This window comes from Enterococcus sp. DIV0840 (genome assembly GCF_050527835.1).
In the GTDB taxonomy this organism is placed as follows: domain Bacteria; phylum Bacillota; class Bacilli; order Lactobacillales; family Enterococcaceae; genus Enterococcus_L; species Enterococcus_L ureasiticus.
Genome location: NZ_CP172876.1, coordinates 2,749,270 through 2,764,606, shown reverse-complemented (window position 1 = coordinate 2,764,606; position 15,337 = coordinate 2,749,270). Strand labels below are relative to the sequence as shown.

General features: G+C 34.8%; 8 protein-coding genes. All 8 read left to right on the top strand.

The window, feature by feature from the left end; all coding sequences use genetic code 11:
- The first annotated feature begins 1 nt into the window (after position 1).
- The 8 genes from IGL98_RS13145 (at position 2) to IGL98_RS13110 (ending at position 15,328) form a co-directional block, all read left to right on the top strand.
- Positions 2-1,219 (top strand): ABC transporter ATP-binding protein, encoded by a 1,218-nt coding sequence (locus IGL98_RS13145; RefSeq protein WP_206843505.1) that lies wholly within the window; start codon positions 2-4, stop codon positions 1,217-1,219.
- A complete protein-coding gene (locus tag IGL98_RS13140) occupies positions 1,209-4,352 on the top strand; it encodes a glycosyltransferase (protein ID WP_206911798.1) in 3,144 nt (1,047 codons plus the stop codon). Before IGL98_RS13145 ends, IGL98_RS13140 begins: the two co-directional genes overlap by 11 nt.
- Positions 4,353-4,449: 97 nt before the next feature.
- Positions 4,450-6,594, top strand: coding sequence for a glycosyltransferase family 2 protein (locus IGL98_RS13135; RefSeq protein WP_206911799.1), 2,145 nt, complete (start codon positions 4,450-4,452; stop codon positions 6,592-6,594).
- A gap of 43 nt (positions 6,595-6,637) precedes the next feature.
- A complete protein-coding gene (locus IGL98_RS13130; RefSeq protein ID WP_206911800.1) occupies positions 6,638-8,599 on the top strand; it encodes a DUF7657 domain-containing protein in 1,962 nt (653 codons plus the stop codon).
- A gap of 28 nt (positions 8,600-8,627) precedes the next feature.
- Positions 8,628-9,782: an EpaQ family protein gene (locus IGL98_RS13125; protein ID WP_206843514.1), complete on the top strand. Its 1,155-nt coding sequence runs from the start codon at positions 8,628-8,630 to the stop codon at positions 9,780-9,782.
- A 168-nt stretch (positions 9,783-9,950) separates the two neighbouring features.
- Positions 9,951-11,345: a sugar transferase gene (locus IGL98_RS13120; protein WP_206843517.1), complete on the top strand. Its 1,395-nt coding sequence runs from the start codon at positions 9,951-9,953 to the stop codon at positions 11,343-11,345.
- A 14-nt stretch (positions 11,346-11,359) separates the two neighbouring features.
- On the top strand, positions 11,360-12,184 hold the full coding sequence (locus IGL98_RS13115; RefSeq protein WP_206843519.1) for a glycosyltransferase: 825 nt from the start codon (positions 11,360-11,362) through the stop codon (positions 12,182-12,184).
- A 108-nt stretch (positions 12,185-12,292) separates the two neighbouring features.
- A complete protein-coding gene (locus IGL98_RS13110) occupies positions 12,293-15,328 on the top strand; it encodes a GW dipeptide domain-containing protein (RefSeq protein WP_206843522.1) in 3,036 nt (1,011 codons plus the stop codon).
- Positions 15,329-15,337 lie beyond the last annotated feature (9 nt).

Below are 15,337 nucleotides of genomic sequence, written 5' to 3'. Positions count from 1 at the left end.
AATGTCAGAATATGCAATCGATATACAGAATATAACAAAAACATATAACATGTATAAAAAACCGTCTGATCGTTTTAAAGAAGCACTTAGTCCAACGAAGAAAACGTATCATGATCTTTTTTATGCGTTAAAAGATGTCACCATGCAAATTGAAAAAGGTGAAATGATCGGATTTGTTGGAGAAAATGGTTCTGGTAAATCAACGATCCTCAAAATAATTACAGGTGTTTTAACACCAACTTCTGGTTCTATGAAAATCAACGGGAAAATTTCAGCGTTATTAGAATTAGGCTCAGGATTCAATCCTGAGTATTCAGGTTATGAAAATATTTTTCTAAATGGAATGGTTTTAGGATTTTCTAGAGAAGAAATGCAAGAACGAGTAGATGATGTTATCAAGTTTGCTGATATTGGCGATCACTTATATCAACCTGTAAAAACTTATTCAAGCGGGATGTTTGTTCGTTTAGCTTTTGCTGTGGCGATCAATGTTGATCCTGATATTTTAATCGTGGATGAAGCCTTGGCAGTAGGAGATTTAGAGTTTCAACTGAAATGTATGGAGAAATTCACTGAAATCAAAAATTCCGGTAAGACAATTCTTTTTGTTTCTCACGATGTGAATTCCGTTCGCCGTTTTTGTGACCGAACATTTTGGTTGAAAAATGGAGAAGTTGTTGAATACGGGGATACAATGGACGTAACAACAAACTATGAAAATTTCTTGAAGAAAAAATCGATCAAAACTGTTGATCGTGAAAAAACAATTCGAAATGAAGAAACTGTTCCAGATATTATCGAGATCGATAAAGCAACCTTATTAAATTATGCTCTGGAGCCATTAGAAATCGTCACTCAAGATGAGAAGGTCATTGTAAAATTAGAGTATACTGTTAAAAATGATACGATCAAGTCACCTGTGTGTGGTGTAGCTATTCGAACCGTTGATAATAATTACGTATGCGGATTAAATACATTGTTAGATGGAGTCAAAATTCCTTGGAAAAAAGGCAAAAACGTTTTTTATCTGGAGTATGGAAAAATGTCTCTTTTAACAGGCGAATATTATTTTGATATTGCGTTCTTTGAAGAACATGCCACAGTACCTTTGGTTTATAAAACGAAATACCTGAACATGTTTATTAGCGGTCGCTATGCAGGCGAAGGCATTGTCATTTTAGATCATGAATGGAAGGATACTATTAAAGATGAAATATGATTTTGAAATGGAAGTTGACGAGAGTACTAGTGTTGGTAAAATCGTTGCCCAAATTAAAGAAAATAGTCGAGTATTAGAATTTGGGCCAGGTAATGGCCGAATGACGAAATATTTGATGGAAGAAAAAAATTGTTATGTCGCAATCGTTGAACTTGATAAAGAACTATATGATCACGTTAGTGAGTTTTCAAATGACGGATTTTATGGCAATATCGATGAAGAAGCTTGGACGAAACATTTTGAAGGCCAAACCTTTGACTATATTATTTTTGCGGATGTGTTAGAGCATTTGATGAATCCTAAAAATGCGCTTATGAAAGTGAAGCCTTTTTTAAGTGCAGAAGGTCAAATCTTGATTACGTTTCCAAATATTGCCCATAATTCTGTTTTGATCGATCTATTTAATAATAAATTAGATTGGCGTGAAACAGGACTATTAGATGCAACGCATAAGTCTTTCTTTGTTCAAAGCGGCTTTGAAAAACTTTTTGAAGAAATTGGTTTATTTATTGCCAAAGAAGATTTTACGATCAATGAAGTTGGTTATAATGAACTTGAATCTAACTATGAAGACTTGCCAGTGGAAGTTCGTGCTGCTTTTAAAGCACGTCCATTTGGGGAAGTCTATCAGTATTTTTACGCACTTTCTGCCCAAACTGTGGAACATCCGATCCGCACAATACCAGAAAATTCAAGCTATAGAAAGAATATTCACTTCTTGTATGATTGCGGTGAGCTAGAGCAAAAAGAATTTGATGTTCAGCTTAATAACGTATCAGGTGAAAATAAAACTTTTACGATCGATATACCTGAAAATATCAAGTTATTAAAAATTTTTCCGAGCCTGACAGGAGCAGTAGTAGATATAGAATTGGCTGTTGCTGGGACCATAGTACAACCGAGTGCAACAAATGCTATTTATACCAAAGAAACACAGTATTTTTTCTCTGACAATCAAGTACCAGTCATGGAAGTAGACGATAAAAAGATCGTTGGAAAAACAATGACGATCACAGTTGACTACAAATACGAAGGCAATTTTTCTGATACGGTTCATGGACTGATTGATTATGTAATTGAGCAACAAGCGGAAAATAGTCAGTCAAAAAATACAGGATTAATGGTGAGTGAAAAGCAAATGACAAATTATAAGAAAGTCTCAATCAGTAAATTTGATTCGCTGGTTTCACTTAATATTGATGACATCGTTCGTCATGTTGAAGAGAAAAAAACTGTGATTCGTGGTTGGGCATATTCTAAAGAAGATAAGTTACCTATTGATTTTAAAGTATCGGCTGAAACAACTGTTGAATATTCTGTAACAAGAGAATACAGAAGAGACGTTATTGACATGTTTGAACTAAAAGGGGATCAAGAGTATGGATTTGTGATTGATGTAATCGATCCTGAAGATCAGCCAAGCTATACATTAAATGTTGCTGCTAATAATGGTCGTAAATTACAATATCGCCTAGAAAAACCGAATATGGTTCAGCCAGGTAATAAAATCCAACGTGCAATGCGTTCCGTGCAGACACGTGGACTGATCGGTTCAATGAAATGGTATTTCAAACGTCAAGAGCAACAAGAAACACCAGTGGATCCATCCGCTATTTTAGAAGAAATCAAAACCTTTGAATTTCAGCCTAAAATTTCTGTGGCTGTTCCTGTTTATAATGTGGAAGAAAAATGGTTAGATGCATGTGTGTCTTCTCTTCAAAATCAATATTATGAGAACTGGGAGCTATGTTTAGCCGATGATGCTTCACCAAGTGACTACATCAAACCTTTACTTAAAAAGTATGCGGATGCAGATGATCGAATCAAAGTGATTTACCGTGAAGAAAATGGTCATATCTCAGAAGCGACAAACTCAGCATTAACGATTGCAACTGGGGATTATATCGGCTTTATGGATAATGATGACGAATTAGCACCACAAGCGTTATATGAAGTTGTTAAAGCGTTAAATGAAGATCAAACGATCGATTTTATCTATACAGATGAAGATAAAGTGACTGAAAGCGGCAAACGTTTCAACGCATTTTATAAATCAAAATGGAATTCTGAACTGATTTTAAACCATAATTACATTACACATTTCGTTGTAGTAAAACGTTCTTTATTAGAAAAAACGGGCGGGTTAAAAACAGAATTTAATGGTGCACAAGATTATGATTTTGTTTTACGTGCGACTGAAAATGCTAAAAATATTGCTCACATTCCAGGCATGATGTATCACTGGCGTGCGATTGAATCATCAACGGCTTTGAATCCTGAAAGTAAAGGGTACGCATATGTTGCAGGACAACGTGCTGTGCAAGCAGCAATGGATCGTCGCAATATCAAAGCAAATGTTGAAATTGCTGAGTTTTATGGCTCATATAAAATCAATTATATTTATGATACAGTACCAAAAGTATCGATCGTAATTACCAATGATACGGCTGATCTCAATGATTATCTGAAAAAATTACTTGAAAAAACAATCTATGAAAATTATGATATTATCTTACCTAAATCACTGAAAGAAAAAATCAAATCATCTAGTAATAAGATTGTTTATAGTGATGGTCGAACAAGAGATGAATTGGTTCAATCAAGTACAGGTGAGTACACGGTTCTTTTAGATGCTGGTTTAGTTCCAACAAAAAGCAACTGGCTTGTTGAGATGATGAATATGATACAACAACCGACAGCTGGGATCGTAACAGGAAGAGTAGTCGATCATCGTTACCGTATCGAAAACATCGGTATTTCTATCGATACAGAGAAAAAACGTCTAATTTATCCAGAACAAGGAACGCCTGGAAAGAGCTTAGGCTATTATTATCGCATCGCTTTACCAAGAAATGTTCAAGCAGTTTCTGAAACGTGTATGATTTTCAGAAAAGTGGATTATCTTGCGGTTTCAGGTATCAACGAAGACTTGGGTAAAGATGTTATGGGCGTAGATTTATCTTTGAAATTTGCTAAACAACTGGATAAAAAAATTATCTATTGTTCTTATGCTATCTTCAAAGCGGAAGAGAAAAAGCAAAATCTTGATAAAAAAGGTAATTTCAAAACTTTAACAGATAAGTGGTCTGAAAAAGATCTAGTCGATCGTTATAAAAATCCAAAACGTCAGTAATTTCAGAGCTTTAATTATAAGGAGAGCCATTATTTTTGCAACTTTGGTTGCATAGAGATAATGGAGAACGTACCTCTAAATACAAGGAGAGCAAAACATGAACGATGAGATAAAGATCATTATTGATAGTATCTATCGAGAGAAACAAACGAACAACTTAACGATCACTGGCTGGGCTTTGAATATAAATTCAAAGTCCACACCAGTTATTTCAATCAACAATCAAGAGCAAGTACTGGCTTTTGACATCAAGCGTGTTTTAAGAGAAGATGTCAATCAGATTTATGAGGTAAATCCAGATGTCTTAGCTGGATTTGAACTAAAATTAGAAGGCATCCAAAAGAAAAATAAATTGGAAGTCCGTTTTGTTTCAGAGGATCTGGAGTCAAGCAAAACAGAATGGATCGACTTAGCGAAAAAACATCCTCTAATTCCTGGTACTGAAGATAAGATGGCAAGATTGATGATAAAAGTACATAAAGGCATTAGTTACCTAAAAAGAAATGGCATCAAAAGTACCATTCAACGAGTAAAAATCGAAAAAATCAGAAATCAGTCGTCTTACCCAAGTTGGTTGGAAAGAAATGAGCATTTCGATTTTGAGCAAATCAAAGCTGAAATCAGTTCGTTTAACTATCAACCTAAAATTTCGATTGCTATGCCCGTTTATAATGTAGAAGAAAAATGGTTGCGCCGTTGTATTGATTCTATTTTAATTCAAGATTATTCAAATTGGGAACTTTGTATGGCAGATGATGCTTCGACAGATCCTAAAGTAAAAGAACTTTTAACGGATTATAGTAATTCTGATGAACGTATCAAGGTTGTTTTTAGACCAGAAAATGGTCATATCAGTGAAGCGACAAACTCTGCATTAGCATTAGCTACTGGAGAATTTGTGGCATTATTAGATAATGATGATGAACTACCGAGAATCGCTTTTTATGAAGTGGTTAAAGCATTGAATGAAAATCCTGAATTGGATCTACTGTATAGTGATGAAGATAAAATCGATATGGAAGGAAACCGTTCAGATCCATCATTTAAGCCAGATTGGTCGCCAGACTTATTATTAGGAACAAACTATATTTCTCATTTGGGTGTTTATCGTAGAACGATTCTTGAAGAAATCGGTGGTTTTAGAAAAGGGTATGAAGGCTCTCAAGATTACGATCTAGTCCTTCGATTTACTGAAAAAACAACAAGTGAACGCATCAAACATATTCCTAAAGTTTTATATCACTGGCGTATGTTACCGACATCAACTGCGGTTGATCAATCGTCAAAAGGTTACGCATTTGAAGCCGGCCTAAGAGCGGTTCAAGATGCTTTAGTTCGTCGAGGAATCAAAGGTCATGCTACTCATGGTCGGGCAAATGGATTATATGATGTTTATTACGATATCGAATCCGAAGAGTTAGTTTCGATCATTATTCCAACTAAAAACGGGTACAAAGATGTTAAACGTTGTGTTTCTTCAATCATTGAAAAAACGACCTATAAAAACTATGAAATCATTATCGCGGATAACGGCAGTACAGATGAAAAGATGAAAGAACTTTATGACTCATTTGAAGAGCAACTTGGTACTCGTTTTCGTGTAGTCGTGATCGATATTCCATTTAATTTTTCTAAAATCAATAATATTGCGGCAAAAGATACAAACGGCAAGTATCTGTTATTTTTAAATAATGATACTGAAGTGATCAACGCTGATTGGCTTAAACTAATGGTTTCTTTTGCTCAGCAAGAACGAATCGGTTGTGTTGGTGCAAAACTATTGTATCCAAATAACACGATCCAGCATGCTGGTGTGATTTTAGGATTGGGTGGAATTGCAGGCCACGGACATTATGGCTATCCACATGGTGATTTAGGTTATTTTGGGAAATTAGCTTTGAACGTCGATTATTTAGCTGTGACAGCAGCTTGTCTATTGATGAAAAAACAAGATTTTGACGCAGTTTCTGGTTTTGATGAAGACTTTACTGTAGCGTTTAATGATGTCGATCTATGTTTAAAAGTAAAAGAATTGGGTCGAGATAACATGTGGCTTCATGAAGCAGAACTTTATCATTTTGAATCTCAAACAAGAGGATATGATGATAAAGGGAAAAAGAAAAAACGTTTTGAAAAAGAAAAAGCGATGATGGAACATAAATGGTCAACTTTGATCGAAGATGATCCGTTTTATAATCCTAATCTTACAAGAGAAATACCTAATTTTTCTTATAGAGACTAGGCTCGGGGTCAATAATTTTTGTGACGATGAAATGGAGTTAGAGATGGAAATCAATCAAGTAGAAGAGAAAAAAAGAAACAATCTAAAGCATCAGCTTATTATAGTAATAGATAAACTAATCAAAGCTCGTTTTTTGATTGCTTTACTTGCGCTTATTTTAATTTTGATTTTCAAATTACATGGTAGCTCGATCAATATGTGGGATGAATATGTTTCTGATTATACTGATGGTGCAGAGAAACAAGGTGTGATTTTTGGTAAGCCACGGCCGATAAGATCAGATGAATGGATGGTTCAAACACCATACAGTCTCTCGCAAACTCAAACTGGTTTAAAAAATCATAATGAAATGATAACAATCGATGGTCAAAATATGGTTATTGGGTACAATTCCCCAGCATTAAATTTAGCAACCCTTGCTAAACCTTTTACCTGGGGCTATGTTCTTCTTGGAAAAGAAAGAGGCTTGTCTTGGTATTGGGGCCTTAAATTGATAGGTTTGATGTTATTGTCTTTTGAAATAGGACTAATTTTGACAAAGAGAAACAAGTATTTAGCGCTTTTAACAAGCGTTTGGATTCCTTTTTCAGCTGCGATTCAATGGTGGTTTGTTTCTCCTGTTGGAGATTTGGTCTTTTTTACTTTTGGTTTTTTAGTTGGGCTCTATAATTACTTTTACTATCATGAAAATAAACGCTGGCGGATATTCTTTTCATTACTAGCAAGTATTTGTGCATCAGGTTTTATTCTTGTGTTGTATCCAGCTCTTCAAGTACCATTTGGTTATTTGATTCTGCTGTTCTTAGTTGCATTTTTTATAGACTTTCGTCATAAAGTGAAATTAGATAAGTTTGATGCTGTTTCGATTGGCTTAGCTATTTTTATTACGGGTTTGATCGTTTCGGTTTCTCTGATAACTTCTTGGGACTCACTTATGGGTGTCTTGCATACGATCTATCCCGGAAATAGAGTGTCTGTTGGCGGTGATTTTGCTAAAAAAGATATTTTTCTATTCTTAACGAATTGGAAGATGCGATTTCAAGATGTCGTTTATAGCAATAATTCGGAATTAAGTAGTTTTTATCACTTCTTTTTCGTTATATTATTGGTGTCACCATGGGTATTCTATAAGAAAATCAAGGAAAATATTTATGGATTCCTCTTATTCATGTTCTGTGTATTTAACTTAGTATGGATGAGCGTCCGTTTCCCAACATTTTTTGCGAAGATCACGCTATGGTCATATGTACCAGAAGAACGAGCGTATCTGGCTTTTAGCTTTTCAGCGATCTTACTAAGTATTTGGTTTATTCAATTTATTTGGGAGCAGAAGAAATTAACTGTGCTTCCTCAAATTTTGATTATTGCTGTTAATCTTGGTTTGTACTTTTTTGCCTTATATAAAGGAAATCTAAGATTATATTTGAGTAAGATGGATATTATCATGATTTTACTATTAGCGGGAGTACTTATTTTCCTTCTGCTAAACAAACGAAAATATTTATTCTCGATATTACTGCTAGGAGTTGTTCTATTCACAGGTAGTGGTGTAAACCCTGTAGCTAAAGGCGTAAATGCTGTTTATGAGAAAAAAATTGCGCAATCAGTGATGGAAATAGAGAAGCAGGATCCCAATCAGGTGTGGGCTGGTGAACGTATGATGCATGCCTACTTACCAATGCTGGGTGTACACACGTTCAATGGTACGGCATTTACACCTAATCTAGAGTCTTGGAAACCGCTTGATCCTACTGGAAAATATGAAGATATTTACAACCGATACTCTCATATTTACGTAGAAGTTGGCAATAATAAACCACAATTCGAACTGTTGAATGCGGATGCCTTTGTGGTCAGATTAGGGCTGGAAGATCTGAAAAAGTACAATATCACCTATTTAGTTACGTATGAGAATATCGATAAATTGGCTACAGAAACGATTCAGTTGAAACAGTTATATGGACCAGATACGAATAGTGCTTATATTTATCAAGTTATTTACTAATTGAGAGGTCTATTGAAAGGATGTTAATATGGATAAAATCTTAAATAGAGTAAGTAATCTAGTTTTACTGGTTACTGTTGCTGCTTCATATTTGATGTGGGTGGTCGGAATTGGGACAAAAACAACTTCGTTTATTTATGAAAACAGTGTGTATCTTTTAGCGGTAGCAATTGCCTTAGTTTTGCTGTTAAAAGTTAAAGAACTAAGTAAAAATGACTGGATACTTATTCTTTTAGCAGGTGGTATTTTTATATTTTATACAGTGACCTCCTCGATAAGACATAGTAATCGATTTATCAATGCATCGATTCCGTTGATTATTCTTTTCCTTCTTTGTTTTAAAAAGACAAAATTTACAAAGCTGGACTTTGGTTTGCTTGGGGGAATAACAGGTATTTCTTTAGGGGTCACCTTGTATCGGATTTATACAGAATTGCCTAAATTAGTACCTGCAGATGCAATTTGGAAAAATAGCAACAAGTTAGAAGCCATTTGGATCAATACTAATACAATTGGAATGACCGTGCTTTTATCGGTGGTAATGCTGACGATTTTAATCAAGTCATTCAAAATTGGCTACTTTAAATTACTTGTTATTCCAATCTATATTGGTGGTTTGATGGCGATTTGGGTCTGTCAGTCAAAAGCTTCATTGGGCGCTTTGGTCCTATTTATAATCATTGATAATGTGGTACCTAAAAAAATACTTCAGAATAATTATGTACTGCTTTCTTGTTTTAGCTTAATGTTTATTTTAGGACCAATCGTCTTTTATGCTTTTTCAAAATCTGATACGCTTAATTTGTTTACTGGAAGAGAAAGAATTTGGACGGAGTTTTTTGAGAAATGGTTTTCTAGTTCTCAGAATATGTTGATTGGTATGGAACCATTTACCGCATCTTGGAAGTCATTAGGTACCCATAATAGCTTTATTTATGTTTTAGGGAATTATGGCATTATTGGCTATATCTTCATTTTTGGCGTACTTTTATACTTACTAAGCTCAAATATACGTAAAAAAACACCCCTTTCATTTTTCCAGGTTAGCTTATTTTTAGGATTTTTAGCTATCTGTGTCCAATCTACGATGGAAGAGACACTATTAGCAATTTATTGGATCCCTATTGTGTATTCGTTTGTTGGGATAGCGTTACAAAAGAAAGAGGAAATATCCCGTAAATAGCGGGATATTTTCATATCTGGTCAAAGGGGAGCTTATTGATTGGCATGTCAGATTGTTGTTTTTTTTTAAGTCTCAATGTGGTAACATGAGACTTGGAGTTTTTTACTAAAAACAGTATTCTAGTAAAAAACTTGTCAATACTTCATATTTTTAGGAAGGAAGTTAAAAATGTCAACTAAAAATGAATGGAATAATGCAAAGCGAATTGCGATTATTATTGTAGATGTTTTGGTCTTCAATTTTTCTGTATTGGTTGGATTTTGGATTAAATTTGGATTTAACATTCCTTCATATAATTTTGTTTCATATGAAAAGTCTGCTATTTACATCTCGCTATTTTTTATCTTTTTAAATTTGTTGTTGGGTGCGTATGTTTTTTATAATCGAACGATCAATGACATTGTTTTTGTGACCGTCATCGGACAGTTTTTAACGATTCTGTTTATAATGACCATAACATTCGCTGGTCGCTGGTTTACTTTTCCAAGGTCGGTACTGATTTATACATTTATTGTCAGTATATTATTGCTGAGCCTTTGGAGAATCCTGGTGTATTTTTTATATTTGAAAGTCAGTTCAATAAAAAAAGTCGTGATACTGGGTACGGAAGAAAGTGTTGTCTCAGCCGCTCAAAATTTTGTTAGTTATAAGAATAAAAAACACCAAGTTACAACCGTTATTGTGGATCATTATTATGAAAACCTAACGAAACTGTTGGATCAAATCGATATTGTTTATATTTCCAGCCACATTGATGAAAATGAAAAATTCAAAATTTATAAACTCGTTACAAAGGCTGAAAAGAAACTGTTTTTAAATACTAGCTTTGAGAATTTAATCATGTTGAAACCTAATATGATGAACTTCGAAGATGAAAGTATTATTGAAGTTTCGGACTTTAGAATAAAAGGTGAAGACAATTTCATTAAACGATTATTTGACATCGTTCTGTCTTTTGTTTTGTTAGTTATTGCATCTCCTTTAATGCTGATAGCAGCTATTCTTGTTAAAGTAACTTCTCCTGGTCCAATCATTTATAAGCAAACGAGAATTACGTTAAATCAAAAAGAATTTCCTATTTTGAAATTTAGAACAATGTCTGCAACCGCAGAAGCAAAATCAGGTCCAGTACTATCTACAAGTAATGATAGCCGGGTCACAGGTGTGGGCAAATATTTAAGAGCGCTAAGAATAGATGAGCTACCTCAACTGATCAATGTTATACGTGGAGATATGGCAATTGTTGGTCCTAGACCAGAAAGACCATTTTTTGTTGATCAATTTAATAGTGAAAATCCGCAGTATTATCTAAGACATAACGTAAGAGCTGGCATTACAGGCTATGCACAGGTCTATGGAAAGTACGCGTCGGATTATAATAGTAAGTTGAATTTCGATTTATTATATATTAAAAACTATTCTTTGATGCTGGACCTAAAGATACTGTTGCAAACAATCAAGATTTTATTTGATAAGGTATCTTCGCAAGGAGTAGAAGAAGTTGAACGTAGTGAGAAAGATCTTTCTTTTTTAAGTGAAAATAAAATTGATTTATTTAAATGAAACGAGTGAAAAAAATGCAAAAGATAGCTGTTAGTGTATTAATGTCGATCTATGTTAAAGAGAAACCAGAATACTTTATTCAAGCTATGGAAAGTACGATCAATCAAACCGCTCAACCAGAAGAAATTCTTTTAGTTGAAGATGGTCCGCTAACGGATGAGTTATATGAAATCATTCAGCAGTATCAAGAAAAGCTGGGTGACCAACTAACAGTGATTTCTTTGGATAAGAACCAAGGCCTAGGCACTGCTTTGGCCATTGGAGTAGAAAAGTGCAGAAATTCGTTGATAGCTCGAATGGACACAGATGATATCATGGCAGAAAACCGTTTGGAAGTGCAATATCAAGAGTTTTTGAAGAATGAAGCGTTAACTATCTTAGGTTCAAATATCATTGAATTTGAAGGAACTCCTGATAATGTACTTGCAAAGAAACATATGCCTGAAAGTAATGAGGCAATCAGGGCTTATTCAAAACGGAGAAATCCTTTTAATCATATGACAATAATGTTCAAAAGAGATGCAGTCCTTGAGGTTGGAAATTATCAGCCTTTGCCAGGTTTTGAGGATTACTATTTATGGGTGCGGCTTTTAAAAAGCGAGTATCAAGGAAGAAACTTGCCTGAATATTTAGTTTTTGCTCGAACTGGTTTAGATATGTATAATCGCCGAGGTGGATTAAAGTACCTTATACCTGGAATCGATGCTAGAAAAAGAATCTATCGAGATGGGTTAGGGAACTTAAATGATTTTTTAACAGTTTCGATGGTCCATACGGTTATTTGTATTATGCCAAATAAATTGCGTGGGAGAATCTATAAGAGAATGCTTAGAAAATAGCATTTTCTTATAGATTTTAACATGAAAGTAAGACATAGCTTTACCTTGTAGTAAACATGTTATTTACATAGATTGAAAATGACAAATTAAAGAATTGGAGCTAAATTAATGAAAAAAGTATATTTAAGTATTCTATTTTCCGCAATACTACTTTTCCCAGAACAAACAGTAAATGCTGTAACTACATCTGAAATTGAAGACTCAAGCAATACTGCAACCGAACAATTCGGTACAAGTTCTTCGGAATCAGAGTCTAAACAAATGACAAGTGAGACTTCCGGACAAGAAGTTTCTACTACAACTAATCCAAGTGAAGAATCAAAAACTAGTTCTTCTTCTGAGTCTGAAAATAATGAAGAGACAGTAATTATTACAGAAGAAATGAACAAACCGATGGGAGCTCATGCAAGGTCTGGAATAGCTAGTCGAGCAACAAAATCGTTGATTTCAGCTGACGAAGCTGGCAGACCGACTAAAAGTTTTGTTGATGTTTCATCTTGGAATGGCGCGCTAAGTCAAAATGATTATTCTATTTTGAAAAGATATGGCGTTACCGGTGTAGTTGTAAAATTGACTGAAGGTACTACCTATACAAATCCAGAAAGATATAATCAAGTTCAAAATGCCCAAGCGCAAGGAATTAAGGCATCTGTGTTTCACTACAGCCATTTTACAACAGAACAAGGTGCTATAGCCGAAGCCAACTACTTTGCGGATCGTGCTATTGAAATGGGATTATCAAAAGATACGATAATGGTCAATGACGCTGAAGAGCCTGCGATGAATAATGGAAAAATAACTGCTAATTCTTTAGCATTTGCAAGACAATTAAATGCTAGAGGTTTCTATAACGTAGTTCACTACTCAATGGGATCATGGTTTACCCCAAATATTTTAGATATATCTGTGTTAGGTCCAGGAAATATCTGGGTGGCCAACTATCCTTATAATCCTACGATAAATGATGAATTATATCGAAGTTGGGGTGTTGCAGCTTGGCAATGGTCTTCTGAATTGGTGTTTCCTGGTGTAACTTCTGGTATTGGAAGATTTGATATAAGCCAAGATTATACTGGACGTTTTTCAAGTGGGAAAATTTATGACACTATATTAGAAGAAAAAAAATATCAATATGCTGCCAAGGTTCTTCCAGAGTCAGACTCCAAAAAACATGGGGTATATGATGGTATAAATAACACCGGGCCAGGAATCAACCTTTTAGGTATGGGAAATCAATTTGCAAACCAAAAAGTAAGAATAACAGGTTTAGCACGAACGAATCGTTCAACCTATTTGAAATTCACATTGAATGGTCAGACAATGTGGATGGATCAACGAGCATTTACGCCAGATCTAGATACCGTTAGCGTGGAGCCGACAAGTCTATCAGTTTATATTCGTCCAGAAGTTGAAGCCAAAAAACATGGATTGTATACACAACCCAATAATACAAGTACTGAAAATGAAGTGTTAGGTTTAGGTTCTCTATATGCTGGTCAAGCAGTTGAAGTAATAAACATCGGAAAAATCTCGACAGGAGTAACAGCTTATCAATTCAGCATAAACGGAACAATAATCGGTTGGATGGATAGTCGAGCATTTATTAGTTATGACACAATTGTAGAAGAAAAAAAATATCAATATGCCGCAACAATTCTTCCTGAAGAAAAATCTAAAAGTCATGGAGTTTATGATGATGTGAACAACACTAAACCAGGAATAACCTTCTTAGGTATGGGCAATCAGTTTGCAAATCAAAAAGTAAGAATTACGGGATACACAAAAACAAGTCGTTCAACTTATTTGAAATTCACATTGAACGGAAAAACAATGTGGATGGATAGTCGAGCATTTGCTTCCGACTTAGATACTGTGGCATTTGAACCAACTAAATTATCGCTCCATATTCGTCCAGAAGCTGAAGCCAAAAAACATGGACTCTATACACATCCTAACAATACAAGCACTGAAAATGAATTGTTGGGAATGGGTTCTTTATATGCCAATCAAGCAGTAGAAGTGACCAAGATTGGGAAAATATCGACAGGAGTAACGGCTTATCAATTCAGTATAGATGGACAAAATATTGGTTGGATGGATAGCCGGGCATTTATCGGTTATGACCCAATTTTGGAAGAAAAAAGTTATCGATATGCTGCAAAAATCCTTCCAGAGAACATCTCAAAAGGACACGGTGTGTATACGGATGTAAATAATACAAAACCGGGAATAACATTTTTAGGAATGGGCAATCAGTTTGCGGACCAAAAAGTGAAAATCACAGGTTCTACCAAAACAAGCCGCTCAACCTATTTGAAATTTACATTAAACGGAAAAACAATGTGGATGGATCATCGAGCATTTAAATCAGAGTTAGATACGGTAAATAAAGAGTCCGCTAAACTATCACTTTATGTGCTTCCAGAGGCTGAAGCCAAAAAACATGGACTCTATACACATCCTAACAATACAAGCACTGAAAGTGAATTTTTAGGAATGGGCTCATTATATGCAGGCAAAGCAGTTGAAGTGAGTAATATTGGGAAAATATCAACAGGTGTAACTGCTTACCAGTTCAGTATAGATGGAAAGACCATTGGTTGGATGGATAGCCGAGCATTTATAAGTTACGATAAAATTTTGGAAGAAAAAAATTATCGATATGCTGCAAAAATCCTTCCAGAGAATATCTCAAAAGGTCACGGAGTATATAATGACGTAAACAATACGAAACCGGGAATAACATTCTTAGGAATGGGTAATCAGTTTGCAGACCAAAAAGTGAAAATCACAGGTTCTACCAAAACAAGCCGCTCAACTTATCTGAAATTTACATTAAATGGGCAAACAATGTGGATGGACCATCGCGCATTTACGCCAGATTTAGATACAGTAACTTTAGAATCGACCAACTTATCACTTTATGTACGCCCAGAGGCAGAAGCGAAAAAACATGGGCTATATACGCATCCTAATAATACAAGTGTTGAAAGTGAATTTTTAGGAATGGGTTCTTTATATGCTAATAAAGCAGTTAAAGTGACAAATATTGGGAAAATATCAACAGGAATAACAGCCTATCAATTTAGTATAGATGGAAAGACCATTGGATGGATGGATAGTCGAGCATTTGAAAAGAGATAGATTATAAAG